Below are 25,487 nucleotides of genomic sequence, written 5' to 3'. Positions count from 1 at the left end.
CTGCCGCCCCGCCGCTTTTCAGTTCCCGCCTCCCCGAGCGCCTCCATGAACACCCTCGCCGATCTCGACATCTTCGCCCGCGTGGTGGCGGCCGGCTCCATGTCCGGCGCAGGGCGGGAGCTCGGCTTTTCTCCGGCCGTGATTTCGAAGCGCATCCGCCGGCTCGAGGAGCGGCTGGGAACGCGGCTGCTGCATCGCACGACCCGGCAGATCGCCCTGACGGAGGCTGGCCAGGGCTTTCACGAGCGTGTCGTGGCCATTCTGGCCAGCGTCGAGGAGGCGGAAGCATGGGTGTCGCGGCGCTCCTCGGCGGTGCGCGGCGTGCTGCGGGTTTCGGCGCCGACCTCGTTCGGGCGGCTGCATATCGCGCCGCACCTGACGGCCTTTCTGGACGCGCACCCTGAGCTGACCGTCGACCTGGTTTTGTCCGACGCCTTCGTGGACATCGTCGGAGAAGGCTTCGATCTCGCGGTGCGGATCGCGGACCTGCAGGATTCCAGCCTCGTGGCGCGCCGGCTCGCGCCCAACCACCGCGTGCTCTGCGCGGCGCCGCAATACCTCGCCGCGCATGGCGTGCCGGAGCGGCTGGCCGATCTGTCGCGGCACCGGCTGCTGGCGCACAACACGGACCAGTGGCGGCTGGATGGGCCGGATGGGCCCGTGACCGTACGGGTCGAGAGCCCGCTGAAAACCAACTCCAGCGAAGTGGTGCGGGAATCCGTGATCTCGGGGGCCGGCATCGCACTGCGCTCGACCTGGGACGTGGGGCCCGAGCTGCGCGACGGGCGGCTCGTGCGGGTGCTGCCGGGGCTGGGCGGGGCGCGCAAGGTCGCGATCCACGCCGTTTACCCATCGCGCCGGCACCTCGCCCAGAAGGTGCGCGCATTCATCGATCATTTGGCCGATCTCTACGGTCCGACGCCGCCCTGGGACGAAGGGCTCGCCTTTCTGGCCGGGGCGTAAGCGGGGGCCGTGGCGCCGTGACGCCGGAACCACCCGTATGCGGGCGGCGTCTAGCGGGTGCGACCTAGGTTCACTGCAACGAAGCCCGCCATTCATGCTATGGCCAAGTTGCAGCCAACGCGGGCATGCGCCTCAAGGGAGATTTCGTCCATGACCAAGTTCACCGTCATCCTCGCCGCCGGCGCGGCGCTCGCGTTGTCGGCCGGTTCGGCTTTTGCGCAGGACGCCGCGGCGGGCGAAAAGGTCTTCCTGAAGTGCAAGGCCTGCCACCAGATCGGCGAAGGCGCCAAGAACGGCGTAGGCCCGCAGCTGAACGGCCTGATCGGCCGTCATTCGGGCGCGGTGGAGGGCTACAGCTACTCCGAGGCCAACAAGAACTCGGGCCTGACCTGGGACGAGGCGACCTTCAAAGACTACATCAAGAACCCGAAGGCCAAGATCCCGGGCACCAAGATGATCTTTCCGGGCATCCAGGCGCAGGGCGACATCGACAACCTCGTGGCCTACCTGAAGCAGTTCGACGCCACCGGCAAGAAGAGCTGACGCGACGCCGGGGGCGCGGCGGCGCGCTTGAAACGAAGTCGGCGCCGGTGCACTGTCGCGCGCCGGCCGGCCACAAGGCCGCGCGCGTGTTGGAGTTGTCCTGAGCCGTGCCCTTGACCGCCCGCCCCCAGCGGCCCCGCGTGGGGCTGTTCGTCACCTGCCTCGTGGACCTGATGCGCCCTTCCGTGGGGTTCGCGGCCGTGAAGCTGCTCGAGGACGCCGGCTGCGTGGTGGAGGTTCCGCGCCAGACCTGCTGCGGCCAGCCCGCCTTCAACTCTGGCGACCGCGACACCGCGCGTGCGCTGGCCGAGCAGGCCATCGCCGCGTTCTCGTCGTTCGACTACGTGGTGGCGCCGTCTGGCTCCTGCGCGGGGCAGATCAAGGCGCATTACCCGGAGCTCTTCGCCGGCGACCCCAACATCGCCCGCAAGGCGGATGCGCTGGCGGCCAAGACCTACGAGCTCGTGAGTTTCCTGGTCGACGTGATGGGCGTGACCGAGGTCGAAGCCCGGTTCGACGGGACCGTCACCTACCACGACAGCTGCTCGGGCCTGCGCGAGCTCAACGTGAAGCGCCAGCCGCGCCAGCTGCTCGCCACCGTGAAGGGACTGACGCTGACCGAGATGAAGGAAAACGAAGTCTGCTGCGGCTTCGGGGGCACCTTCGCGGTGAAGTATGGCGAGATCTCCAACTCCATTGTCGAGAAGAAGACCGAGGCGATCTCGGCCAGCGGCGCGCATACGGTGCTGGCGGGCGATCTCGGCTGCCTGATGAACATGGCCGGCAAGCTCTCGCGCGAGGGCAAGCCCATCGCGGTGCGCCATGTCGCCGAGGTGCTGGCCGGCATGACGGACGAGCCGCCGATCGGCGCGCCGGACCAGCGGGAGCGCTGACATGACGCTGCACGTCACTTCCCCACAGTTTAAGGACAACGCCCACCGGGCGCTGCAGGACGAGCAGCTGCAGAAGGCCATGGGCAACGTGCGCCAGGGCTTCATCGACAAGCGCGCCGTGGTGGCCGCGAAGCTGCCGGAGTTCGAGGCGCTGCGCGACAGCGCGCGTGACATCAAAAACCACGCGCTGGCGCATCTCGACCTCTATCTCGAGCAGTACGAGAGCAAGGTGACGGCCGCCGGCGGCCACGTGCACTGGGCGCGCACGGCCGAGGAGGCGCGCGGCGCCATCCTGGACATCTGCCGCCGCGTCGGCGCGCGTACGGTGACCAAGGGCAAGAGCATGATCTCGGAGGAGATCGAGCTCAACACGGCCCTGGAGGCGGCCGGCATCCGGCCGGTCGAGACCGACCTGGGCGAATACATCATCCAGCTGCGCGGCGAGATCCCTTCGCACATCATCGCGCCGGCCGTGCACCTCAACGCCACGCAGGTGGAGAGCGACTTCCGCCGGGTGCACACGCATCTCGATCCCGCCCGCGACCTCTCCCAGCCGGTGCAGCTGCTGACCGAGGCGCGCGGCGTCCTGCGCGACCGGTTCCTGGCAGCAGACGTCGGCATCACGGGCGCGAACTTCCTGATCGCCGAGACCGGCACCTCGGTGATCGTCACCAACGAGGGCAATGGCGACCTGACGCAGACCATGCCGAAGGTCCACATCGTGATCGCCTCGCTGGAGAAGATCGTCCCCACCCTGGAGGACGTGTCGCAGATCCTGCGCGTGCTGGCGCGGTCGGCGACCGGCCAGGAGATGAGCGTCTACACCACATTCTCCACCGGCCCGCGCCGGCCGCAGGACGTGGACGGGCCCGAGGAATACCACGTGGTGATCCTCGACAACGGCCGGTCGTCGATGCTCGGCACCGCCTTCCAGGACATGTTGCGCTGCATCCGCTGCGGCGCGTGCATGAACCACTGCCCGGTCTACCACGCGGTTGGCGGCCACGCGTATGGGTGGGTCTATCCGGGTCCGATGGGGGCGGTGCTGTCGCCCTCGCTGATCGGCGTCGACAAGGCCGGCCACCTGCCCAACGCCTCCACGTTCTGCGGGCGCTGCGAGAGCGTGTGCCCGGTGCGCATCCCGCTGCCGAAGCTGATGCGCCACTGGCGCGACCGCGAGTTCGAGCGCCACCTCCAGCCCGCGACGCTGCGCACCGGCATCGGCTCCTGGGGCTTCTTCGCCCGCCGCCCCCGGCTTTACCGGCTGGCCACCAGCGTGGCGATGCGCGGGCTCGCGCTGCTCGGCCGCAACAAGGGGCGGTTCACGTCGCTGCCGCTCGCCGGTGGCTGGACCGACTACCGCGATTTCCCGGCGCCGCAGGGCGCGACGTTCCAGGACCAGTGGAAGAGCCGCAAGGCGGAGGGCCGCCGGTGACCGCTCGCGATGAGATCTTCGCCACCATCCGCCGCTCGCTCGGCGTGAAGGGCACGGAGGCGCCGCGCCGCCACATCGTGCAGGAACGGCTGGAGAGCGCGCCCAAGGGCGCCATTCCGCAGCGCGGGCAATTGATCGGCGAGGCGCTGATCGACCTGTTCAAGACCCAGGCTGAGGCCGCCATGGCGAGCGTCGTGGAGGTCGACAGCGCCATGGACGCGCCGGCCGCCATCGCGGACTACCTGCGCGCCTCCAACCTGCCGGCCCGCATCAAGATGGGCGACGACCTGCGCCTCGCCGCCATGCCGTGGGGCGACACCGCGCTGGAGGTCAGCAAGGGCCGCAGCGACGGGCAGGACCTCGCCGCCGTGAACCACGCCTTCGCGGGCGTGGCCGAGACGGGCACGCTCACGATGACGTCCGGCCCCGAAAACCCGTCCACACTCAACCTGCTGCCCGACTACGCGATCGTGGTGTTGCAGAGCAAAGACGTGGTCGGCGACTACGAGACCATGTGGGCGCGCTTGCGCGAGGCCTATGGCAAGGGTCAGATGCCCCGCACGGTGAACTGGATAACGGGTCCGTCTCGCTCGGCCGACATCGAGCAGACGCTGCTCCTCGGCGCCCATGGCCCCCGCAGCTTGCACATCGTGCTCGTGAAGGGCTGAGCGTCAGCGCTGGTTTGCGGCGCCTCGCCGTTTAAGCGCCACGCCATTCCAGCGCCTCGCCATTCCAGCGCCTCGCCGTCATTGCGAGCCAGAGGCGAAGCAATCCAGCCTAACGGCCCGGCCTTTAGACTGGATTGCTTCGCTCACGCTCGCAATGACGGGAGGGTGGCCGCGCCATTCCGGCCCCATGCCGCCGCTGCTCTGCAGGCGCTCGCACACCATGCGGAGGCCGCGACCGCCCCAGAATGGCCGCGTCTTCGCCACCGTTGCGTTGGTTCCTGTTAACCAATCCGGTTCACCCTTCGCGACGTGTGTCGTGAGTGCGTGTCATGTTGTGCAGCCGCCCCTCCCCCGTTTCGGCCTCCCTGCGGATCGTGCTGATCTGCGCCACGGCGCTTGCGGCGGACCGGGCGTTCGCGCAAGCCATGGGTCCCGCCGCGACGCCGTCGCAGGTCATCGCCCCCGCCGCCGCGCCTGCGGTTCGGCCGTCCGCGCCGCCCGCCACGCGTTTCACTGCTCCGACCGCGCTGCCGCCGCTCGCCGCCGAGGCAACCGCCCCGGCTCGCCCGTCCGCTCCCGCCGCGCCGCTCGCCCAGGCTCCGGCTCAGCCCGCCTCTGCCGCGTCGCCAGCGGCGCCCGTCCAGACGACGTTGCCGGCGGCGCCGGCCGCCCCTCCGGCCGCGCCCTCGACGGCGGCGGCTCCCGCGGTCGGGCCGGCCGCCGCGCCTCTGCCGGTCGTCGCCGCGAGCCCGGCGGCCGCTCTGCCCAAGCCCAAGGGTCCCCCGCCCGAGGTGAAGATCACGCAGGATCCGAGCCCCAGCTACCATCCGGGCAGCGTGGCGGCGATCCTCGAAGCGGCGCGCGCCTATGGGGAGGCGGCCGAGCGCGGCGGCTGGGCGAGCCTGCCGGAAGGCGGGCCCTTGCTGAAACCGGGCGCCAAGGACCCGGCCATCGCGCTGGTCCGCACGAGGCTCGCCGCCACCAGCGATCTCGCGGCCGACAACGGCTCCGACCAGTACGACCGCGAGATGGCGGCCGCGATGCGGCGCTTCCAGGCGCGGCACGGCCTGCCCGAAACCGGCGTGATCGGCCCCGCAACCATCAAGGCCATGAACGTGCCGGCGGAGCAGCGGCAAAAGCAGCTCCTGTTCTCGGCGCAGCGCCTGCAGAGCGCAAATTTCGCGTTCGGCCCCAAACACATCGTTGTCAACATCCCGTCCGCCGCCGTGGAGGCGATCGAGAACGGCCAGGTGGTGCGGCGCTACGTCGCCGTGGTGGGCGATCCCGAGCACGCCTCCCCCACCGTGGAGGCGAAGGTCGGAGCCATCAACTTCCACCCGACCTGGACGGTCCCGGTCAGCATCATCCGCCGGGAAATCATCCCGAAGATGCGCAAGGACCCGACCTATCTGAGCAAGCAGAACATCCGCATTCTCGACGGCCAGGGACAGGTGGTGGACCCCGCCCGCGTGAACTGGACCAACGAGAGCGCCGTGAACTACACGCTGCGGCAGGACAGCGGCGCTTCGAACTCGCTCGGGATCGTGCGCATCCAGATGCCGAACCAGCATGCGGTGTACATGCATGACACGCCGTCCAAGCGCTATTTCGGGCAGGATTTCCGCTTCCTGTCGCATGGCTGCGTGCGTGTGTCGGGCGTGCTCGACCTCGTGACCTGGCTGCTCGCGCCGCAGGGCTGGGGCCGCGAGCAGGTGGACGCCATGGTGGCCTCGGCCGAACGCAAGGACGTGCGCCTGCCGCAGTCCGTGCCGGTGGCCTGGGTCTACATGACGGGCTTCGTGGCCGCCGACGGCGCGGTGAACTTCCGCGACGACGTGTACGGGCTGGACAAGGCCGAGCCGACCGACCCGGTCGCCACCGCGACGGTGACGCCCCGCCGCGAGGCCTCGCGCGGCCAGGCTCAACGGTAAAGGCGCCCCTGAACCGCGCCGGCTGAGTTTCGTTCACGCGGTTTCCTCCGTCATGGCCGGGCTCGCCCCGGCCATCCACGCGGGAGCCCAGCGCGTGGATCCCCGGGTCGAGCCCGGGGATGACGGTGGAGAGTGCCGCGTTTTTCTTCCCCCCACTGCGAGCGGAGCGAAGCAATCCAGGGGGCTGGGCCGGAACGCGTAGCCCTTCGCCCGGCGCCTGGATTGCTTCGTCGCTTTGCTCCTCGCAATGACGGCGGAGCGCTCGGAATGGCGAGGCCACCCTCCCGTCATTGCGAGCGCGAGCGAAGCAATCCAGTCTGAAGGCCGGCTGCTAGGCTGGATTGCTTCGCATCCGGCTCGCAATGACGGGAAGGGGGTCCGTAAGCTTGCGTCGGACTTTCGGGAGGCAGCCTCATGCCTTTGCAGAATCGCGTCTGGCCTGACGCGTCCATCGTGGCGGAGCCTTCTCGCGGGACGCTGCTGGGAAACCGGGGCGGCCGCATCCACCATCCGGCGACGCGCAGACTTGGGGCGCGACGGTGGGCGTCGCCGGCGTGGATCTGTTGCGTGCTGCAATTCAAGGAGCGCCGCCGCGCGGTGTTCAGCCAGGGCTACACCGAGCTCTTCTTCTGCGACGAACCGACCGCGTTGGCGGCGGGGCACCGGCCCTGCGTGGAATGTCGGCGGGCCGACGCGCATGCTTATCGGGACGCGATGGTGCGCGGACTGGGGCTGGCCGAGGCGCCGCTCTTTCCCGCGATCGACCGGCGGCTCCATGAGGAGCGGCTGGATGGCCGACTCCAGCGCGTTCACGAACTCCCGGCGGAAACCTTGCCCGACGGCGCGATGGTGCGGGACGATGCGGGCCGGTTCCTGGCGGTTCAGGGCGAACGGGCGCTGATCTGGTCGCCGGGCGGCTACGAGCGTGCGGAGCCGCGACCCGCCGGGATCGCGCTTGTGCTGACGCCGCCCACGTCATTGGCGGCGCTTTCGGCCGGTTTTCAACCGCGCTGGCATCCGAGCGCGGCGGCCTTGTAGCCGCAGGTTGCAGCCCGGGATGGAGGGCGGCGCGCGCCTCTGCTAGCCTCTCGCAAACGGAGACGCTCGATGCATTTCGCCTTCACGGACGAGGAAGAAATGATCCGCGCCGCGGCCGAGCGGATCGCGGCCGAACGGCTCGCCCCGCTGGCGGCCCGGCTGGACCGGGGCGAGGGCCGGGACGAGCTGCTCGCGAACCTGAAGCTCTTGGCCGACAACGGCTTCATGGCGCTGAACGTCAGCCCCGACCATGGCGGCGCGGGCGCGGGCACGGTGGCGTTCGCGCTCGCGATCGAGGCGCTCGGGTATGCCTGCGCGGCCACCACCGTGGGGGTCTCGGTCACCAACATGGTCGGCGAGGTGATCCAGTCCGTGGGATCGGAGGAGCAGAAGCGGCGGCACCTGCCGAAGCTCGCGGACGGGACCTACCCGGCCGGGGCGTTTTGCCTGACCGAGAGCGGCGCAGGCTCAGACCCGGCCGGGATGCGCACCCGGGCGCGGCGGGACGGCGACGGCTACGTGCTGGACGGCTCCAAGATCTACATTTCGTCGGCCGAGTATGCGGGCGTGTTCGTGGTGTGGGCCGTGACCGACCCGGACCGGCCCAAGGGCAAGGGCATCTCGTGCTTTCTGGTCGAGGCCGGAACGCCCGGGCTGGTGATCGGCAAGGCCGAGGAGAAGATGGGCCAACACGGCTCCTCCACCAACACGGTGATTTTCGACGATTGCCGCGTGCCCGCCTCGGCGCTGATGGGGCGCGAGAACGACGGGTTCCGGATCGCGGTGGGCGAACTGGCCGGCGGGCGCATCGGCGTGGCGGCCCTGTCGCTCGGCATCGCGCGCGCCGCCATGGACGTGGCCAAGGCGCATGCGCGCGACCGGCAGCAGTTCGGCCAGCCGATCGCCGAGTTCCAGGGCGTGCAATGGATGATCGCCGACCGGGAGACCGATCTCGAGGCCGCCCGGCTGCTGATCCTGAGCGCGGCGGCCAAAAAGGACCGCGGCGAGCCCTTCGCCAAGGAAGCCTCCATGGCCAAGCTGTTCGCCAGCGAGGCGGCGCACCGGTGCACGGACACGGCGATCCAGCTTCTGGGCGGCGCCGGCTACATTCGCGACTACCCGGTGGAGCGGCTGGCGCGGGACGCCCGGATCACACGCATCTATGAGGGGACATCCGAGATTCAGCGCGTGATCATCGCACGGGAGACGCTGCGGAACTTGTGAGCCGCGAGGCCGTAACCCGGTCACCAACTCAGTTGGGTCGAGGCGCAACTCTCTCCTTCATCCCCGGCGGCTCGCAGCGCCGGGAAGGGGATCCAGTAGTGAGCGCCTTTGCCCCTGGATCCCCTTCCCGACCTGCTCCGCAGGTCGCCGGGGATGACGGAGGAGAGATCGGAAAAGCACTGGCGCTTCTCCTCTCGTCATTGCGAGCGCAGCGAAGCAATCCAGGCGCCGGGCTTGGGGCCACAAGCCAGGGCTTTGCACCCTCCGCTCGGCGCCTGGATTGCTTCGCCTTCGGCTCGCAATGACGGGGAGCTTGGGAGACATCATGCTGCATTGCGATATCGCAGCGCGGCGGTCGGAGTTTCGTCGTAGTGATGGGATAGCAAAGCCGCCTTTCCCCTAGGCCGCAGCGAGGGCTCATGAGCACCTATCGCCTTGAAAACCTGTTCGCGCCCCGCTCCGTCGCGCTGGTGGGCGCCAGTCCGCGGGAAGGGTCTCTGGGCCGGGCCGTGCTGCAGAATCTGCTGCGGGCGGGCTTCAAGGGCCCGTTGCATCTCGTGAATCCGCGCCACGCCAGCATTGACGGCGTTGCGTGCGTGCCTTCGCTCTCGGCCATCCCACAAGCGCCGGACGTGGTCGTAATCGCGGCCCCCAAGGAGGCCGTTCCGGACATCGTCGACGAGGCAGGCCGCCTCGGCGTGTGCGCGGCCATCATCATCACGGCCGGGTTCGACCGGGGGCCGGGCTCAGCCGAAGAGCGCATCGCGGCTTCGGCGCGGCGCACGGGCCTGCGCATCGTCGGACCAAACTGCATCGGCGTGATCGCGCCGGGCGCGCAATTCGACGCCAGCTTCGCGGCGCGGCCGGCGCTGGTGGGAGACCTGGCGCTGATCTCGCAATCGGGCGCAATCGCGGCCGCGCTGATCGAGTGGGCGGGCAACCGGGGCGTCGGCTTCTCGGGCATCGTGTCGCTGGGCGACAAGATCGACGTGGATTTTGGCGACTGCCTCGATCATTTCGCGCAGGACCGCGGGACACGGGCGATCCTGCTTTACGTGGAGTCCATCAACGACGCGAGGAAGTTCATGTCTGCCGCCCGGGCGGCCGCACGCACCAAGCCGGTCGTGGTGGTGAAATCCGGCCGCCACAAGGCCGCCGCGCAGGCCGCCCGCACCCATACGGGCGCATTGGCGGGCTCGGACGCCGTGTATGAGGCGGCGTTCCGACGGGCGGGGCTGCTGCGGGTGTACGACCTGGACGAGTTGTTCGCCGCCGTGGAGACGCTGTCGCGCGTCGGGCCGTTCAAAGGCGACCGCATCGGCGTGCTCACCAACGGGGGCGGGCTCGGCGTGCTGGCGGTGGACAGGATCACGGATCTTGGCGACCAGCTGGCAGTGCTGACGCGGGACACCCTGCAGGCGCTGAACGCCGCCATGCCGGCGGGATGGTCCGGCGGCAACCCCGTCGACATCATCGGCGACGCCGGCGAGAAGCGCTACGCGGCCGCGCTGGAGCTGATGCTGAAGGACGACGGCACGGACGCCGTGCTGGTGATGAACTGCCCCACCGCGCTGGTGTCCAGCAAGGCCGCCGCGCAGGCGGTGGCGGACGTCGTGCGGGCTCACCGGGCGTCGAGCTACAAGCCCAAGCCCGTGTTCGCGGTGTGGCTGGGCGACGCCGCGGAGGCCGGCGAGATCTTCGAGAAGGCGCGGATTCCCGCTTATGCGAGCGAGGCGGACGCCGTGCGGGGCATCACGCACCTGATCGCCTACCGCAAGGCGCAGGACCTCATCATGGAGATGCCGCCGAGCCTGCCGGAGGAGTTCTCGCCCGACGTCGAGACCGCGCGGACGCTGGTGCGCGCCGGGCTGGCGCGAGGCGAGCGCTGGCTCGACCCGGTCGCCGTGACGGGCGTGCTGGAGGCCTACCAGATCCCGGTCGCGCCCGTGCGCCGGGCGGCGACGCCCGCCGAGGCGGCGGCGATCGGGGCGACGTTCCTGGCGCAGGGCCACGCGGTGGCGATCAAGATCCTGTCGCAGCAGATCACGCACAAGTCGGACGTCGGCGGCGTGGTGCTGAACCTCGCGACCCCGGCTGCCATCGAGGAGGCGGCGCGCACCATGCTGGCGCATGTGGCCGAGCTGCGGCCGGACGCCGTGCTGGACGGCGTCACCGTGCAGCCCACCATCCACCGCCCGCGCGGGCGCGAGCTGATCGCCGGCCTGGCGGACGACCCGACCTTCGGGCCCATCGTGGCGTTCGGGCGCGGCGGCACGGCCGTGGAGGTGATCAACGACAAGTCGCTCGCGCTGCCGCCGCTCGACATGACGCTGGCGCACACCCTGATGGCGCGCACCCGCGTCCACCGGCTGCTGCAGGGCTACCGCGACGTGCCGCCGGCCGACACGGACGCGGTGGCGCTGACGCTGGTGAAGATCGCGCAGCTCTCGGCCGACGTGCCGGAGATCCGCGAGCTCGACCTCAACCCGCTGATCGCCGACGAGAAGGGCTGCATCGCGCTGGATGCGCGCATCGGCATCGAGGCGGTTCCGGCTTCGGTGCGGCGCTCGGCCCTGAACCCGCGCTTCGCCATCAAGCCCTATCCCAAGCAGTGGGAGCGGTCGCTGACCCTGAAGGACGACTGGAAGGTCTTCGTCCGCCCGGTGCGGCCCGAGGACGAGCCGCTTTACGTGGAGTTCTTCAAGAAGGTGACGCCCGAGGATTTGCGGCTGCGGTTCTTCGCCAAGGTGAAGGACTTCAGCCACGCCTTCATCGCCCGGCTGACGCAGCTCGACTACTCGCGCGCCATCGCGTTCGCGGCGCTGGAAGTGGAGACCGGCGCGTTGCTGGGCGTGGTGCGCCTCCATGCGGACGCCAACCACGACACCGGCGAATACGCCATCCTGCTGCGCTCGGACCTGAAGGGCCGCGGCCTCGGCTGGGCGCTGATGCGGCTGATGATCGACTACGCCAAGGAGGACGGCATCAAGACCGTCCACGGCCAGGTGCTGCGCGAGAACACCACCATGTTGGCGATGTGCGAGGCGCTCGGCTTCGTCGCGCATGCCGACCCGGACGACCGCGACATCAAGAACGTCGTGCTGGAGCTGGGTCGCATCCAGGCGCAGGCGGCGGAGTAGCGGCTACTCCGACAAGACCCGGGTGGTCGGGAAGGTGACTTCCACCAGCGTGCCGGCGTCCTTGGCGGAGCGAATGGTGAGGGAGGCGCGGTTGGCCTCCACCAGCGCCTTGGTCAGCGGCAGGCCGAGGCCGGTGCCGCCGCGGCGGGTGGCCGAGACCTGGCGGAAGGGCTCCAGCGCGGTCTCGATTTCCTTTTCGCTCATGCCGATGCCGGTGTCGCGCACCCGCAGCGCCACTTCGCCCCGGTCCGTGAAGGCCGTGGAGACGATCACCTGCCCGCCCGGATCGGTGAACTTCACGGCGTTGGACAGGATGTTGAGCACGATCTGGCGCAGGGCGCGCTCGTCCGCGACCACGCGCGGCAGGCGCTGGCTGAGGCTGGTGCGCAGCACGACGCGGCCCGCGCCGGCCTGCGGCTGCATCATCGCGACCGAGCGACTGACGATCTCGTTGGCGTCGACGCTAATGAAGTTGAGGTCGAACTTGCCGGCCTCGATCTTGGACAGGTCGAGCAGGTCGTTGACCAGGCTGATCACGTGGCCGCCCGAGGCGTGGATGTCGCGCAGGTATTCGAGGTAGCGCTCGTTGCCGATCGGGCCGAAGCGCTCCTCGATCATCACCTCGGCGAAGCCGATGATGGCCGACAAGGGCGTGCGGACCTCGTGGCTGATCTTGGCCAGGAAGTCGGACTTCTGGGCGCTGGCGTGCTCGGCGGCGCGCTTAGCCTCCATGAGGTCCGTCTCGGCCTTTTTCCACGGCGTGATGTCGCGCAGCACCGCGCAGAACTTGCGCTCCGGCGCATCGCTGATGGCGCCCAGCGTCATGAACAGCGGGATGCGGCCGCCCTGCCGCACCCGGCCGACGACCTCGCGGCCGTCGTTGAGCACGCTGGCGACGCCGTTGGCCTTGAGGCCTTCCAGGTAGTCCAGCGCCAGCGCGTGGCTGTCGGGCGCGAACAGCGTGATGAAGGTCTCGCCCGCAACCTCGTTCTGGTCGTAGCCGAACAACGCCTCGCCGGCCTTGTTGACGGACAGAATGCGCCCGGCCTCGTCGAGGACGATCACGCCGTCGGTGGCGGTGTCGAGAATTGCGCGAAGCTCGCGCACGTCGTTGGAGCGACGCTTCAGGTCAAGCTCCATCGCCTTCAGCTTGGGCAGCGTCTCGGTCTCGACCGCGCGGCGGAACGACATCAACGTCGCCGGCAGGTCGTCCCACATAATGGTTTGAAGCCGCGCATCCACCGCGATGGTGTCGCCGTCGCGCGCCGTCAGCATCACGGTGGAGCCTTCCGCGTTGGCGGAGAGGCTTTCGGCGGGGCGGCCCCGGAACAGGCCGTCGAGCCCGCTTTCGCGGTGAAAGTCGTCCACCGTCTCGTAGCCGAGCAAATCGAGCAGGGTCCGGTTCATCACGATCGGGACTTCGCCGCGACTGACGATGACGCCGATCGGCAGTCGATCGAAGATCGATTCCGCGTGCCGGGCCAGGTCTGAGACCAGCTCTGCGGGGGCAGCGTGGTTCGGCTCGTCGACCGTCGGCGCCTGCGCGGCCGCACCGTCGTGCTCGACAACGGAGGTCTCGGGAGCGGGCGCGTCAGCGTCGACGGGCGGCTCAGCCTCGACGTTCAGTTCGAGTTGCTCGGTCTCGGCCTCGGGCGCGTCGGCCGGAAACGCCTCGTCGGCCGTCGACGCTTCCAAATCGGCGTCGGCGGGCGCGAACGGCGGCAAGGGCTGCGGCGGTTCGCCGGCGCTCTCCTCACCCTCGACGCGGGCCCCCAGCGCACGGGCGATCTCGCGGAATGCATTGCGCTCGCTGCGGCTGAGACCGGGGCCGCCCAGCACGCCGGCCGGCGCGCCGACGGGGCCGCTGCGCAGCGGCACAACCTTGCCGGCAGCCAGCGTGGCGTGCGCTGAGCCGCGCACCGCAAACGGCAGCACCGGACGCGGCGGCTGCGCGGGGGCAGTGGGCGCAGTAGGGACGGCCGGAGACGTCGGGGCGATGGGCGTCACGGCCGCCGGCGGCGGCTCGACGGCGATTGGCGGCGCGACGACAAAGGCGGGAGCTTCGTCCGCGGCCGTATCGGCGATCACCGGCGCGGATGCGTCTTCGGTCGCCGGCTGCAAATGGGACTCATCCGGCGGCGCGTCGGCCGCAGACGCGGCGTGTTCCCTAACGGTTTCGACCGTGAGAGCCGTGGATTGCGGCGCCGGGTCGCTCAGCGAGAGGATGTCACGCTGCACCGGCGCGATGGGCTGGGCGGGAGCCACAAGGGCGGTCGCCTCTGCCGGACTCGAAACCGGGGCGGCAGGCGCATCGGCGGGCGGGGACGCCGCGCCTTGGGGCGCTGCTTCGGCGATGCTGGCCAACGGCTGACTTGCGCCAGCGTCGGGCGCCGCGTCCTCATCGGCCAATGGGACAAGTTCGTCGAGATGCACGACGCCGAAGCCGCGATAGCCCTGGAACTCCCGCGCACGGTTGAAGCTGGGCACGCCCGAAAGCGTGACGAGCACGCCGCCTTCGGCCCGCTCCACCGGCCACACGACGTCCACACCGGTGAATGTCTGCCGGCGCGCCAGCGCAGCCGGGAGCGCCCCGTCGCGGTCCTGCGCGCCGAAGCCGCGGAGGTCGGCGAGATCGGCCCCGATGGCGGGCGCATGGGCGCCGACAACGCGGGCAAAATCCGAAGAAATGTCTTCGAGGAGCCCTTGCGCGTCCGTCCGCCACGTGAACCGCGCCAGCGCGCGGCCATCGAAACGGGCGCGCAGGGCGGCGGCGTCCACGAGGGCAGGTTCAGGCTCGGCGGCAGGCGTTGCTGCAAAAGCCGGCGGCGGCGAGGCGGCCCGCATGGGACGGAAGGGCGTGAGGCGCGCGGGGCCATTCATCGCAATGGCGACGAGCACCGCCTCGCCATTGGCCAGCGTCGCGGGGCGACACGCGAAGGTGACGAGCTCCACACGCCGATTGGCCGTGATGCGTAGCCGCTCGAGGCGGACGCCGCCGGCCGGGGCCTGCGCGGCGGCAAGCTCGGCGAAGCGCCGGACGGGCGTCAGCGCCGGATCGAGAGTCTGGCGAGCGAGCGCAGCGGGATCGGACACGCCGAACAACGCGGCGCCGGCTCCGGTGGCCCAGAGCACGCGATCGCCCGATCCGGAGATCACGACAGCAGCCTGGCCACGCGCTTCCAGAGCGGCCAGTTCCCCATCGATTCCGGCCGAGGCCGCAGACGCGTTCGGATCGGCGCGGTCCGACAAGCTGCTCTCTCCCTTGCGCCGGACTCAATCGGCGCTCATATGCCTAACAATCCCTTAATATAGAGGGCCGGGCCCCCTTGCGTCCAACGGCAACGAGACCCTCGAACAAGGCGATTGGTTCTAGCGTTAACGCGTGAAAGAGACTTGACGATTGTGCGTCGCACCATTATGTTGCACTGCACAATCAGACCACCACACGACCGGAGCCGCGGCGTGGTGGGTTTCGTCATGGCGGCTCCGTAGAGGAAGTTGACCATGGCTCAGGGCCCGCTGAACTACGAGATCCCGAACGAGATGCGCGACTTCGCCGAGAAGAGCGTCGAGCAGGCCAAGAAGGCCTTCGACGGCTTCCTGGGCGCCGCTACCAAGGCCGTGACGGCCGCCGAAACGCAGGCGTCTACCGTGCAGGTCACCGGCAAGGACTTCGCCACCAAGGCGATGGGCTACGCCGAGCAGAATGTCGGCGCCGCGTTTGATCTCGCCCAGAAGCTTGTGCGCTCCAAGGACGTCAAGGAAGTGATGGAGCATCAGGCCGAGTTCGTGAAGGCGCAGATCGCCGCTCTGCAGACGCAGATGCAGGAGCTCGGCGCTTCCGTGCAGTCGACCGTGCAGAAGGCCGCCACAGAGGCGCAGGCCAACATGCAGAAGGCGACCTCCGACGCCCAGGCGACCGTGCAGAAGGCTGCCGAGACCTTCAAGCGCCAGTAATCTGCAGCGTGTGACGTCGCTCGCGCACCCTTCGCGCGGGCGACCGTAAAGCGTTCGCGTCACGCAAAGACCGGGGCGACCTAGCGCCCCGGTTCGCGCTGCCTGGGGCGGCTCCGGACCGTTTGGTCCGCATCAGTGGGCGGCCCCTTCCGGCCTTGGCTTTCGACCGAGGCGTTCAGGGAAGAGAGCTCCATCATGGCTGACCAGTCCACCCCGACCAAGACACCGCCGACCAGCACGGCCGCCGCAGCTCCGACTGCCGCTGCGCCTGCGGCGACCGCCGCCCCCACGACGACCGCACCTACGACGACCGCCCCTACGACAACCGCCGCCCCGCCGGCCGCCAAGGCCGCGCCGGCTCCGGTTGCGAATGTTTCCCCGACTCCGGTCGTGAAGGCCGCTGCGCCTGCTCCGGTTGCGGCCGCCAAGCCTGCCCCGGCTCCGACCGCCAAGCCTGCTCCGGCCCCGGCCGTGAAGGCCTCCGCGCCCCAGGCGCCCGCCGCCGTTGTGAAGCCTGCCGCCGCTCCGGCGAGCGCCGCCGCTCCGGTCACGGCCGCCAAGCCGGCCGCCCCTGCTCCCGCCAAGGCCGCCGCCCCGGTCAAAGCCCCCGAGGTCGCGAAGCCCGCGCCGGCCAAGCCCGCGCCCGTGATCGGCAAGGCGGTTGCAGCCGGACCCCTGGCGAAGAAGCCGGTGATCGCCGCTGCGCCCAAGCCAGCGCCGGCCGCCGTGAAGCCGGCCGCCCCGGTCGCCAAGCCCGCCGCGAAGGTTGCGGCCGCCGCCAAGGCGGTCAGCGCGCCTTCCAAGCGCACGGCCCTGAAGCCGACGGTCGCCAAGAAGCCCGACCCGATCATCGCGAAGGCGGCCCCGGCCACGCTCGAGTCCAGCGTGGCCCCCGCGGCCGTGTTGAAGCCCGCCGCCAAGGCTGTCACCAAAGCGGCCATCGCGCAGGCGGTCAGCGCCCCCAAGGCAGCGGTCGCCGCCGTGACGCGCGCCGGTTCCGAGGCGCCCAAGGCTGCGGCTCTGAAGACGCCGGTTCTGCCGGTCGCCCCCGACGCCTTGAAGGAGCTCGCCGCCAAGCAGATCGACCAGGCGCGCGCCGCCTATTCGAAGCTGCAGTCCTCCACGGATGCGCTGAAGACCGGCATGGAGAGCAGCGGCGAAGCGGTCGCCAAGGGCATGAAGGACTTCTCCGACACGCTGCTCGGCGCCTTGCAGACCAACGCCGATTCGGCGCTCGGCTTTTTCAAGGCGCTCTCGGGCGTGAAGTCCCTTTCGGAAGCCGTGGAGCTGCAGGCGACCCACGCCCGCCAGTCGTTCGAGACGCTGTCGGCGCAGGCGAAGGCCCTCGCCGAGATCGCCAACCGCACCGCCAGCGCGACGACGCAGCCGGTTCGCAAGGCGATCGACGACACGTTCTCGCGCGTGTCCTGAGCGAACGATTTCGTCTGAAAGACTGATGAGCAGGCCCAAGCGGGCCGGCTCGTTGGAGGCTGGCCGGAATTGCTCCGCTCTCTCCACGTCATCCCCGGGCTTGCCCCGGGGATCCACGCGCTGGGCGTCGGCGTGGATGGCCGGGACAAGCCCGGCCATGACGGATGGACGCGGATGCATCCGTTTCCGCTCGCTCCCGCCGGGGCAAATTGCGGGTTGAAATCCCGGCGCAATCGGCCTAGGTATCGCGCCGCACACGAGGCATGCAGCTGTAGCTCAGTTGGTTAGAGCGCTAGATTGTGGATCTAGAGGTCCCCCGTTCAAGCCGGGGCAGCTGTACCATCGTTTGCAAGAAGATCGCCCGGGCGATCAGCCATCCGGGCAGGCCCCGACGGCCCCCTCCCCCTTCACAGATAGAAATCGGTCGACGCCAAGGCGGCTGAGCCCAGGACCTTGACCTGGAAGTCGGCGACGCCGTCGCCGTTGACGTCGCCCGACAGGATGCCGGCCGCGAAGCACAGTTCGCCGTCATGGTGCGAGAAGGCGCTAGCGCCGATGAACACGAAGGCCTGGTCGCCCGCGACGTTTGCGTCGGCGTCGATCGAGCGCAGGTACACCTTGTCCGTGCCGGACACGAAGTCCTGGATGGTGACGCGGCTGGCCGGATTGGCCTCCGCGAGGGTCTGGAACACGAACATGTCCGCGCCGGCGCCGCCGTTCAGGACGTCTGCGCCCCCGCCGCCATTAATGGTGTCGTTGCCACCGCCGCCGACCAGCGTGTCGGCGCCGCCGCGGCCGTAAAGGACGTCATTGCCCACGCCACCCGTGAGCGTGTTGGCGAAGTTGTCGCCCCGCAGGGTGTCGGCAAGGCCGGAGCCGGTGATGTTTTCGATGCTCACGAACCTGTCGCCGAGCGCGTCGCCCGTGTTGGCCGCGACGCTGACGAGGTCCACGAGCACCCCGGCGGTTGAGGTCGCGTAGCTCGCGGTGTCGATCCCGGCTCCGCCGTCGAGCAGGTCGCCCTTCTGTCCGCCGATCAGGACGTCGGCTCCATCCTGCCCGTAGAGGCTGTCGGCGCCGTCCAGGCCCTGGAGCGTGTCGGCGCCCGCGCCGCCCTTGAGGACGTTTGCGGCCTGATTTCCGATCATGCTGTCATTGCCGGCGCCGCCGTTGGCGTTCTCGATCAGCGAGCGGACGTCGCCGTTGAACTGCAGCGCGTTGGCGATGTTGCCGGCCGCCCGATGCGTGTCGGCGCCGTAGTAATCGAGATGCGCGAGCTGGGCGGAGGAGGTCTTGGTCCATGCGCCCGGCCGCAGATCGACGCTCAGGTTGGTCGCGTAGGCCGAGAAGTCGTAGGTGTCGACGCCGTTCCCGTCCCACAGCGTCATGAACACGTGATTGGCGCCGGGGGCGCCCTGGCCGACGCCGTTGATCGACAGCTCCCCGGTGGTCGGGCTCCAGCGGTAAACAGTGTCGCCCGCCTGGGTGTTGAAGTTGGCCCCATAAAGCTGCTGGATGGCGCGGATGTCGTCCATCATCAGGGTCTGCGGGTAGTCGTAGTCGCCGTTGGTGTAGCCGGTCGTCGTGGATGCGCCGACAAAGGAGCGGTAGCTCATCACGGTGTATTCGAGCGAGTCGTGGGCCAGCGGCATGGCCCCGAACGCGCCGTCGACCTCGTGCGGGTGCTTGAGGCCGAGCGCGTGGCCGGTCTCGTGAATGAAGCCCTGATAGGCGTAGGTTCCCTTTACCGGGTTGGCGTATTCGCCGCTGGCGTTGTTGAACCAGGCGTCGCCCCCCTCGGCCGCGGGGGTCGGATAATAGGCCCAGGCGGTCGGGGGCGCGTCGGACATGGCGTAGCGCAGGTCCGCGTGCTGGGTCAGGGTCTCGGGTTTTTCGGTAAAGGCCAGGTTCGCGACCGCCGCATACATCCCGAGCGCATCGCGCGTGGCGGCCTGCTGCACGAGGTTGAGCGCGCCGAAGCCGGTGGACGGCTCGCCGTCGCCGTAAATGGCCCCGTAAAACGACGCGCTTGACGGGAAGCTATACGTAAAGGCAGAGACGGCCCATTTGGTCCCGCCCAGCAAACCGTCGATCGTGGAAACGCCGGTGGGCGAAAATGTGGAGACTGCGGGCATGGTCGTGTCCGTCGATGAGGCGTTCGAGACAGGGCCGGGCCCAATGGCCCATGGCCCGCCCTGCGGCGAGCAAGAGGCGTTGGCCTATTGATCGGCCTGCTTCGTCAACGAAACGTTTATCTTAAACGGCGACGCAAAGCTGCGCGGCCGGTGCAACACTGCGCAACGAAACGGCCGCCGACGCCCCCCGACGTCGACGGCCGCTCGGAACCGCTCAGCTGATTGCCTCGCCGGCGGCGTCTGCCCCCAGACTTGCCGCGGCTCTTATAGCGACACGACGCGAAGGCGGACATTCGCGCCTTTACGATCAGGGTTTGTGCGGGGCTCGCGCAGCGGGTGCGGCGTGCTGCGGCCGCATTTCGTTAAGCGCGGCGCCGTACGTGGGCATTAAATGATCGCGCCAAGTGGGCCGTCTTTAAGCGTGGATCAGCCAGACCACGGCCCAGCCCAAGAACGCCATCCAGCCCAGCAACAGCACGAGACTGGCCCCGATGAGCGCGAACATCAGCGGCCGCGTGTTGTTTTCGGACAAGCGCGCGGGCTTGGGCTCGGGCGCCAGCGAACGATCCGTGGACGATTCTGTGCTGATTTCAGACATTTTCGGCTCCAGCGCGGGTTCCCCGTCGCACAGGGCGCAAGAGCCGGGCCGCCATGGTGAGCAAAGCGTTACCGGCTTGCGCAAGCCTCCCGCCATTCCCGATGGCCACCGCACGCGGCGAACGGCATCGGAACAATCGGCGGAGCCGGCGGTTTGCTCGGCTCACACCCGCACCGAGGATCACCATCATGGCCGACAAAGACCTTCACGCGCTGTTCCTGCATCAGCTCAAGGACACCTATTTTGCCGAGCAGCAGATCCTGAAAGCCCTGCCCAAGATGGCGCAGGCGGCCAAGTCCGACGATCTGCGCGGCGCCTTCGGGGTTCACCTCGAGGAAACCCGCAAGCAGGTCGAGCGGCTCGAGCAGGTGTTCAAGATCCTGGGCGAGAAGCCGCAGGGCGTGGAATGCAAGGCCATCCTCGGGATCATTGCCGAGGGCGACGAGGTGGTCGAGGAATTCGAAGGCGGCTCCGCGCTGGACGCCGGCCTGATCGCCGCCGCGCAGGCGGTGGAGCACTACGAGATCACGCGATACGGAACGATGCTGGCCTGGGCCAAGCAGCTCGGCCTCTCGGAGGTCGAGGAGCTGATCAAGGCCACGCTGGTGGAAGAAGAGAACACCGACGAACTTCTGTCGGAACTCGCCGAGGACGCCGTGAACCCTGCCGCTGCGGCCTGATCCATCCTGCCTTTCGCCGGTCGCGCCCGCTTCGAGCGGGATCGCGACTGGCGCGCTCGCGCCGGCGCGGTTAAAAACCGCCGCCGGCGTTTCGCGTTCGAGAGGCAACTTGCCCGGTGGGGCTACACGACCGGGCTGTCGTCGGGAGGACTGTGTGATGGAGCCCTGATCCCTCGACCGATCGACCACTCAAGCATCCTCCTGTCCGGGGCTGGACGGAATACGCTCAACTACGCATCAGGGTCGCTCTGCTCTCGGCAAGCTGAACGAAAGCTTGCCGGATACATGGTTCTTCTTGGAACGGCGTTACCGCGCAGCGCTTCTCCGGCCATTCAGTGCTGGCGGGCGGCGGCCATTTCCATCCGGCACATCAGCGCGTAGCGGCGCGCCTGCGAGAGGTCCTCGCGCGAGGGGCCGCAGCGGATGAACTCCTCCCACAGCGCCAGCGCGTCAGGGAAGCGGCGCATCTGGGTGAGCAGCAGCGCCAGGTTGAAGCGCGCCTCCGAATGCGTGGGCTCAAGCCCGAGCGCCGTGCGGTAGTAGCGCTCCGCGTCCTCGTTGCAGTCGCGCAGGCTGGACAGGACGCCGAGATTGTAGAGCGCATCCACATAGCCGGGGTCGCGCGCCAGCGCGGTCTGGTAGGCGATGATGGCCTCCGCCTCCCGGCCCTGCGCGTAGAGCACGTTGGCGAGGTTGAAGGGCAGCACCGGGTCCCACCGGTCGATGCGGGCCGCGATGCGGTAGAGGCCCTCCGCCCGGCCGGGATCGCCGGCTTCCTCGTAGTCCTCGGCGGCTTCGGCGAGGTCCGCCACCCGCACGGGCGTTTCACCCAGGTCCAGCGTCAGCTGGCCGTCGAAGGTGGCGAGATGCGGCGCGCGGCCCAGCGCGAGGTCGCCCCACGGGGCCGCCGACAGCCGCGCCTCGCTCAGCCGCAGGCCGCGCCGCCGCAAAGCCGCGCCGGCGCTCAGCAAAGCCGCCATCTCGACGCCGGCGCCAAGCAGCCGGGCCGCCTCGCGCGCCGAGGCGAGATCGCGGAAGCCGAACAGCGCCTCGGCCGGATCCAGCAGGTCGAACAGCGCCAGGCGCTCCACCTCCTCCTCGCTCAACCGTGCGTGACGGGCGAGGTCCTTGGCGTTCCAGGTGCGGCTGTCGGTCTCAGGGCCAGGGCCGAGCCCCAGCGCGCGGCGAAACGAGAACTCGCTCACGAGGGTGAACACCTGGCCGAGATCGGCGATGTCCTCCGGCTCGATCGCGGCGGCGCTGTGCGCCAGGACGATGTGGGTGGTGGAGGCGCCGACGCGCTTGGCGACTTTTCCCCCGGCCAGCTCGATCAGGCGCGAAGCCTGCCGGACCGTCAGGCCGTCAAGACGGCCGTGGATGTGGAGGGTTGCGCCAGCGAGTGCGTCCATCAGCAGATCCTGCCTCGAACCCTGCGGCCGGGCGAGCGATTCACTTGGAATCTGCATGGCCGTCCACAGGCGATACTACAGAGCTGCAGCTCGGCTGCAATGCGTATCCTTTGGAGAATTTGCGCGGCAGCCGGCGCAACGAGGGTTGGGCATCGTTTAGATGTGGGCAGCCCTCCGCTGGGCTAAGGCTTGGGCCGTTGATCCGGCAGAGCCAGTAGCCCGATGTCCCGTGACGAACGCATGATGATGGGAGGCGTGGCGCTGATCGCGCTCGCGGCTTTGCTGATGCTGGTCTATGCGTTCCTTATTGGGTCTGGTATCGAATTCGGCTGAGGGCGCGACGGATCCGGGCCGCGCCGGCCGCGTTGTCGGCGGCGAGTTCGAAAGGATCCTCCGTGCCTCATCGCCCCTCTGTTTCGCTTCGCGCCGTCGCGGTGATTGGCGCCTTAGCGCTGGCGCCGCTGTTGTTTGCCGCCCCGGCCAGCGCATCCGAATGCGTCTGGGGCAAGCCGGGCTACCGCGCCTGCGTGGAAGGCAAGCTGGGTTCGCGTCGCGAAGGCGCGAAACGGGGCGAGCGCCAGATCTACAGAACTGCTCCGGCGCGAAACCGGCCGGGGACGCTGACGCCGGTTGATCCTGCGCCGTTCGAGCTGTCGTCGCCGCCCCGCGGTCCGAGCCGGGCGCCGAGCCAGGAGAAGCGTCTTGACGCGATCAGCCGGGAAAACATGCGACGCGACGCCATCCCCAACCCGATCATGCCGCCCAATCCGAACGCCAACACGATTCCCGGCCGCATTTGCCCACCGCTCGGCTGCTGAAGCAGCTGGGCTGCTGAAGCAGCGCTCGAGATTGCGGAAAGTTCATCCGCCGGACAGGAGCGGGATAGACGCGCGCCGCCATTCTCTCCACCAGCCGGAGCTCGCCGAGCCCGGATATTGGCGGAGACGGAACAATGGCGACCAAGCGAGCGAAATGGATCCTGGGCGGCGTCGCGGCGATTGCGGCTGCGGGCGCGCTAACGGCCGCTTACGCGCAGGAGCGTGGCCCTCATGGCGGCATGATGGGCATGGGCCCCGGCATGGGGCGAATGATGGGCGAGCGCCTCTGCACCGCGAAAGAGCCGGTTGCGCCGCGCATTGCGGACCGGATCGAAAGCACGGTGAGGATCACGGACGCACAAAAGGGTGAGTTCGAGAACCTGCGCAAGGCGCTGGCTGATGGCGAAGCAAAGCTGAAGGCCGGCTGCCCGACGGATGCCGAGCGGGCCGACCGCACGCCCCCGGGCCGGCTGGCGCTGGCCGAAAAGGGCATGGCCGCCGGGCTGGACGCCATCCGGACAGTGCGCCCCGCCGCGGACGCGCTCTACGCCAAGCTGGACGACAAGCAACGTGACCGGCTGCGCTGGATGGGCCCCGGGCGTCGCGAAGGCGGTGGCCATGGCCACTGGTGGAACCGCGGCGAGCGAGCCAACTAAAATCGTTAACGCTCCCGGCCGACGCGGCCGGGAGCGAACTTGTTTTTAATCTGCCCGGGATATTGCGTTGAACGAATTCGGCGAACGATCTGCGCTGGAAACCAAGAGGCCTTCATGACATCCCTTTCCGTTCCGCAGAGCCGCGGCCTGCGCGCTCTCGCGCTGGCTTTGACGACCTGCGTGTCCGCACCGGCCCTCGCCCAGACGGTGTCGCTCGAGCCCTTGATGATGACCACGCCCGAAGGCGGCACGCTGACTCTGTCCAGGATCGAGGCGACGGACACCAACCTGACGCGCGACGAGCTCGCCAAGCTCTTCAGCAAGGATGCGCCCGCCGCCGAGAAGCGCGCCATCGCCGAAAAGGCCAAGGCCGCCCGCCTGACGCTGGGCGACGTGGTGAGCGAAGCCAAGGACCAGCGCTTTGTCGTGAAGGGCCTGGAGGCCCGCGGCGTAGACAGCGGCCGCATCGCGCGGCTCAGCTTCACGGGCGCGGAAAGCACGTTCAAAAACGAGCAGGGCGACGGCAAGCTGGCCATCAACGGCCTGACGGTGGATGGCCTCGATCTCTCGCACCTCATGGCGGCGGCCGAGACCGGCCGGTTCGCGGACGGCGCGCTGAAAATCGACCGGATTGCTTTCGACGGGTTCGAAGGCAGCGTGCCGGATTCCAAGACCCCCAAGGACGCCGCCGGCGGCAACCTCACCCGCGTGAAGCTTGGCTCCATGAGCCTGGACGCCTCCTATGCGGGCGACATCCCGACCAAGACGGCTTTTGCCCTGCGCAGCCTCGTGATCCAGCCGGCCCCGGCTTCGGAACTCGCCACGAGCCTGAAGGGGGCCGGCCTCTCGCAGCTCGAGATGGGAATGACGTTCAGCGGAACCTATGACACGGCCGCGAAGACCTACGCGGCCGACGACATCACGCTCTCGCTGGCGCAGCTCGGCTCGGTGGGCCTGAAGGCGGAACTCGCCGGCGTCGAGCCGGTGCTGTTCACCGGCGACCAGGCGCAGCGGACCGCGGCCGCGATGGGCCTTGCTTTCTCGGGCCTGACGGTCCGCGTCGTGAACGGCGGCGGCGTCGAGAAGGCGCTGGCCTTCGCGGCGGCGTCGCAGAACAAGACCATGGACGCTTTCCAGGCCGAGACGGCCGGCATGGCGGGCCAGATCATCCCGGCGCTGCTCGGTGGGACAGCATCCGCGGCCTCGACAGGCGCAGCCGTGGCCGCGTTCATATCAAACCCCAAGAGCCTCACCGTGACGGCGAAGCCAAAGGCGGGCCCGCTCTCGCTGGTGGAAGCCGCTGCGCTGGGCGACCCCATGGCGGTGGTGGCGCGGCTCGCCATCACGGCCGTGTCTGAAGGCGCGGCTGCGGCGGCCCCGGCTCCGGCTCCGAAGGCAGGCGCGGCGGCAGCTCCCGCCCCCAAGGTCGCCCAGGCGGCCCCGGCCGCCGGCAAGCTCACCGGCCTGGCGGCGCTGAACGCCGTGATCGGCAACACCGTGTCGGGCAAGAACTCCGACGGTGACGCCGGCGTGTGGTTCTACGACAAGAAGGGCGCGGTGAAGCAGCTCGTCGACGACGAGATCACGGTCGGCAAGTGGGCCATCAAGGGCGAGAAGATCTGCGAGGAGTACCCGGAGGACGACGAGGAGACCTGCTACACGGTGGAAGTCTCGGGCAACGTCGCCACCTTCGCTGACGAAGACGGCAACGGTCGCCGCTACACGATCGCGGCCGGCAACGCGAAGAGCCTTTGAGGCGTCCCGGCGGAACCTGGCTGCCTCTCGCCGTCATGGCCGGGCTTGTCCCGGCCATCCACGCCGGGGCCCAGTGCGTGGATCCCCGGGTCAAGCCCGGGGATGACGGTGGAGAGTTGGCGAGCTTTTCCTGCCGGGCTTGCAAGCTCGCAGGCTGAACGATCCCTCGTCCTTCGAGACGCAGACCCAAGTGGGTCTGCTCCTCAGGATGAG

At 69.3% G+C, this 25,487-nt stretch carries 19 protein-coding genes and 1 tRNA gene; 16 read left to right on the top strand and 4 right to left on the bottom strand.

The window, feature by feature from the left end:
• The first annotated feature begins 45 nt into the window (after positions 1 to 45).
• From IEV99_RS04345 to IEV99_RS04305, 9 genes are all read left to right on the top strand, one after another.
• Positions 46 to 963: a LysR family transcriptional regulator gene (locus IEV99_RS04345; RefSeq protein ID WP_188516476.1), complete on the top strand. Its 918-nt coding sequence runs from the start codon at positions 46 to 48 to the stop codon at positions 961 to 963.
• Positions 964 to 1,113: 150 nt separating this feature from the next.
• Positions 1,114 to 1,506, top strand: coding sequence for a c-type cytochrome (locus IEV99_RS04340; RefSeq protein ID WP_188516475.1), 393 nt, complete (start codon positions 1,114 to 1,116; stop codon positions 1,504 to 1,506).
• Between the two features lie 113 nt (positions 1,507 to 1,619).
• Positions 1,620 to 2,399 carry a (Fe-S)-binding protein gene (locus tag IEV99_RS04335; protein ID WP_280514629.1) on the top strand — a complete coding sequence of 260 codons (780 nt, stop codon included), beginning with the start codon at positions 1,620 to 1,622 and terminating at the stop codon, positions 2,397 to 2,399.
• Between the two features lies 1 nt (position 2,400).
• The gene (locus IEV99_RS04330; RefSeq protein ID WP_188516474.1) at positions 2,401 to 3,834 is read left to right on the top strand and encodes a LutB/LldF family L-lactate oxidation iron-sulfur protein; all 1,434 of its coding nucleotides are present in this window, start codon (positions 2,401 to 2,403) and stop codon (positions 3,832 to 3,834) included.
• Positions 3,831 to 4,502 (top strand): LutC/YkgG family protein, encoded by a 672-nt coding sequence (locus IEV99_RS04325; protein ID WP_188516473.1) that lies wholly within the window; start codon positions 3,831 to 3,833, stop codon positions 4,500 to 4,502. The genes IEV99_RS04330 and IEV99_RS04325 overlap by 4 nt, the downstream gene beginning before the upstream one ends.
• A gap of 329 nt (positions 4,503 to 4,831) precedes the next feature.
• Complete coding sequence (locus IEV99_RS04320) at positions 4,832 to 6,433, top strand: L,D-transpeptidase family protein (RefSeq protein WP_188516472.1); 1,602 nt, start codon at positions 4,832 to 4,834, stop codon at positions 6,431 to 6,433.
• A gap of 567 nt (positions 6,434 to 7,000) precedes the next feature.
• Positions 7,001 to 7,471 (top strand): hypothetical protein, encoded by a 471-nt coding sequence (locus IEV99_RS04315; RefSeq protein ID WP_308469342.1) that lies wholly within the window; start codon positions 7,001 to 7,003, stop codon positions 7,469 to 7,471.
• A 69-nt stretch (positions 7,472 to 7,540) separates the two neighbouring features.
• A complete protein-coding gene (locus IEV99_RS04310) occupies positions 7,541 to 8,695 on the top strand; it encodes an acyl-CoA dehydrogenase family protein (protein ID WP_188516470.1) in 1,155 nt (384 codons plus the stop codon).
• Positions 8,696 to 9,114: 419 nt separating this feature from the next.
• Positions 9,115 to 11,835: a bifunctional acetate--CoA ligase family protein/GNAT family N-acetyltransferase gene (locus IEV99_RS04305; protein ID WP_188516469.1), complete on the top strand. Its 2,721-nt coding sequence runs from the start codon at positions 9,115 to 9,117 to the stop codon at positions 11,833 to 11,835.
• Between the two features lie 3 nt (positions 11,836 to 11,838).
• Here the strand turns inward: IEV99_RS04305 and IEV99_RS04300 are convergent, their stop codons facing one another.
• Complete coding sequence (locus IEV99_RS04300; protein ID WP_188516468.1) at positions 11,839 to 15,084, bottom strand: ATP-binding protein; 3,246 nt, start codon at positions 15,082 to 15,084, stop codon at positions 11,839 to 11,841.
• A gap of 255 nt (positions 15,085 to 15,339) precedes the next feature.
• Between IEV99_RS04300 and IEV99_RS04295 the strand changes: the two genes are divergently transcribed.
• The 3 genes from IEV99_RS04295 to IEV99_RS04285 all read left to right on the top strand — a co-directional run bounded on the left by IEV99_RS04295 (position 15,340) and on the right by IEV99_RS04285 (position 17,565).
• Positions 15,340 to 15,792 (top strand): phasin, encoded by a 453-nt coding sequence (locus tag IEV99_RS04295; protein WP_188516467.1) that lies wholly within the window; start codon positions 15,340 to 15,342, stop codon positions 15,790 to 15,792.
• A 195-nt stretch (positions 15,793 to 15,987) separates the two neighbouring features.
• The gene (locus IEV99_RS04290) at positions 15,988 to 17,223 is read left to right on the top strand and encodes a phasin family protein (protein ID WP_188516466.1); all 1,236 of its coding nucleotides are present in this window, start codon (positions 15,988 to 15,990) and stop codon (positions 17,221 to 17,223) included.
• 265 nt (positions 17,224 to 17,488) lie between these two features.
• Positions 17,489 to 17,565, top strand: a tRNA-His gene (locus IEV99_RS04285).
• 65 nt (positions 17,566 to 17,630) lie between these two features.
• Here the strand turns inward: IEV99_RS04285 and IEV99_RS04280 are convergent.
• Positions 17,631 to 19,358 (bottom strand): M10 family metallopeptidase C-terminal domain-containing protein, encoded by a 1,728-nt coding sequence (locus IEV99_RS04280; protein WP_188516465.1) that lies wholly within the window; start codon positions 19,356 to 19,358, stop codon positions 17,631 to 17,633.
• Between the two features lie 415 nt (positions 19,359 to 19,773).
• Positions 19,774 to 19,956 carry a hypothetical protein gene (locus tag IEV99_RS04275; protein WP_188516464.1) on the bottom strand — a complete coding sequence of 61 codons (183 nt, stop codon included), beginning with the start codon at positions 19,954 to 19,956 and terminating at the stop codon, positions 19,774 to 19,776.
• A gap of 188 nt (positions 19,957 to 20,144) precedes the next feature.
• On the opposite strand from IEV99_RS04275, the gene IEV99_RS04270 reads away from it, so the two are divergent.
• On the top strand, positions 20,145 to 20,636 hold the full coding sequence (locus IEV99_RS04270; protein ID WP_188516463.1) for a YciE/YciF ferroxidase family protein: 492 nt from the start codon (positions 20,145 to 20,147) through the stop codon (positions 20,634 to 20,636).
• A gap of 332 nt (positions 20,637 to 20,968) precedes the next feature.
• On the opposite strand, the gene IEV99_RS04265 is transcribed toward IEV99_RS04270, so the two are convergent.
• Positions 20,969 to 22,045: a tetratricopeptide repeat protein gene (locus IEV99_RS04265; protein ID WP_188516462.1), complete on the bottom strand. Its 1,077-nt coding sequence runs from the start codon at positions 22,043 to 22,045 to the stop codon at positions 20,969 to 20,971.
• Between the two features lie 395 nt (positions 22,046 to 22,440).
• Here IEV99_RS04265 and IEV99_RS04260 point away from each other — a divergent pair, with 395 nt between their 5' ends.
• The 3 genes from IEV99_RS04260 (at position 22,441) to IEV99_RS04250 (ending at position 25,274) form a co-directional block, all read left to right on the top strand.
• Positions 22,441 to 22,863 carry a hypothetical protein gene (locus IEV99_RS04260; protein WP_188516461.1) on the top strand — a complete coding sequence of 141 codons (423 nt, stop codon included), beginning with the start codon at positions 22,441 to 22,443 and terminating at the stop codon, positions 22,861 to 22,863.
• 134 nt (positions 22,864 to 22,997) lie between these two features.
• A complete protein-coding gene (locus tag IEV99_RS04255) occupies positions 22,998 to 23,519 on the top strand; it encodes a Spy/CpxP family protein refolding chaperone (protein ID WP_188516460.1) in 522 nt (173 codons plus the stop codon).
• Between the two features lie 114 nt (positions 23,520 to 23,633).
• Complete coding sequence (locus IEV99_RS04250; protein ID WP_188516459.1) at positions 23,634 to 25,274, top strand: aq_1923 C-terminal domain; 1,641 nt, start codon at positions 23,634 to 23,636, stop codon at positions 25,272 to 25,274.
• The last annotated feature ends 213 nt before the right edge of the window (positions 25,275 to 25,487 follow it).

Origin of the sequence: Alsobacter metallidurans (genome assembly GCF_014636935.1) — a bacterium.
GTDB classification, from domain to species: Bacteria; Pseudomonadota; Alphaproteobacteria; order Rhizobiales; family Beijerinckiaceae; genus Alsobacter; species Alsobacter metallidurans.
The sequence above is the reverse complement of the archived record's forward strand: the minus strand, read 5'-3'. Positions and strand labels throughout refer to the sequence as shown.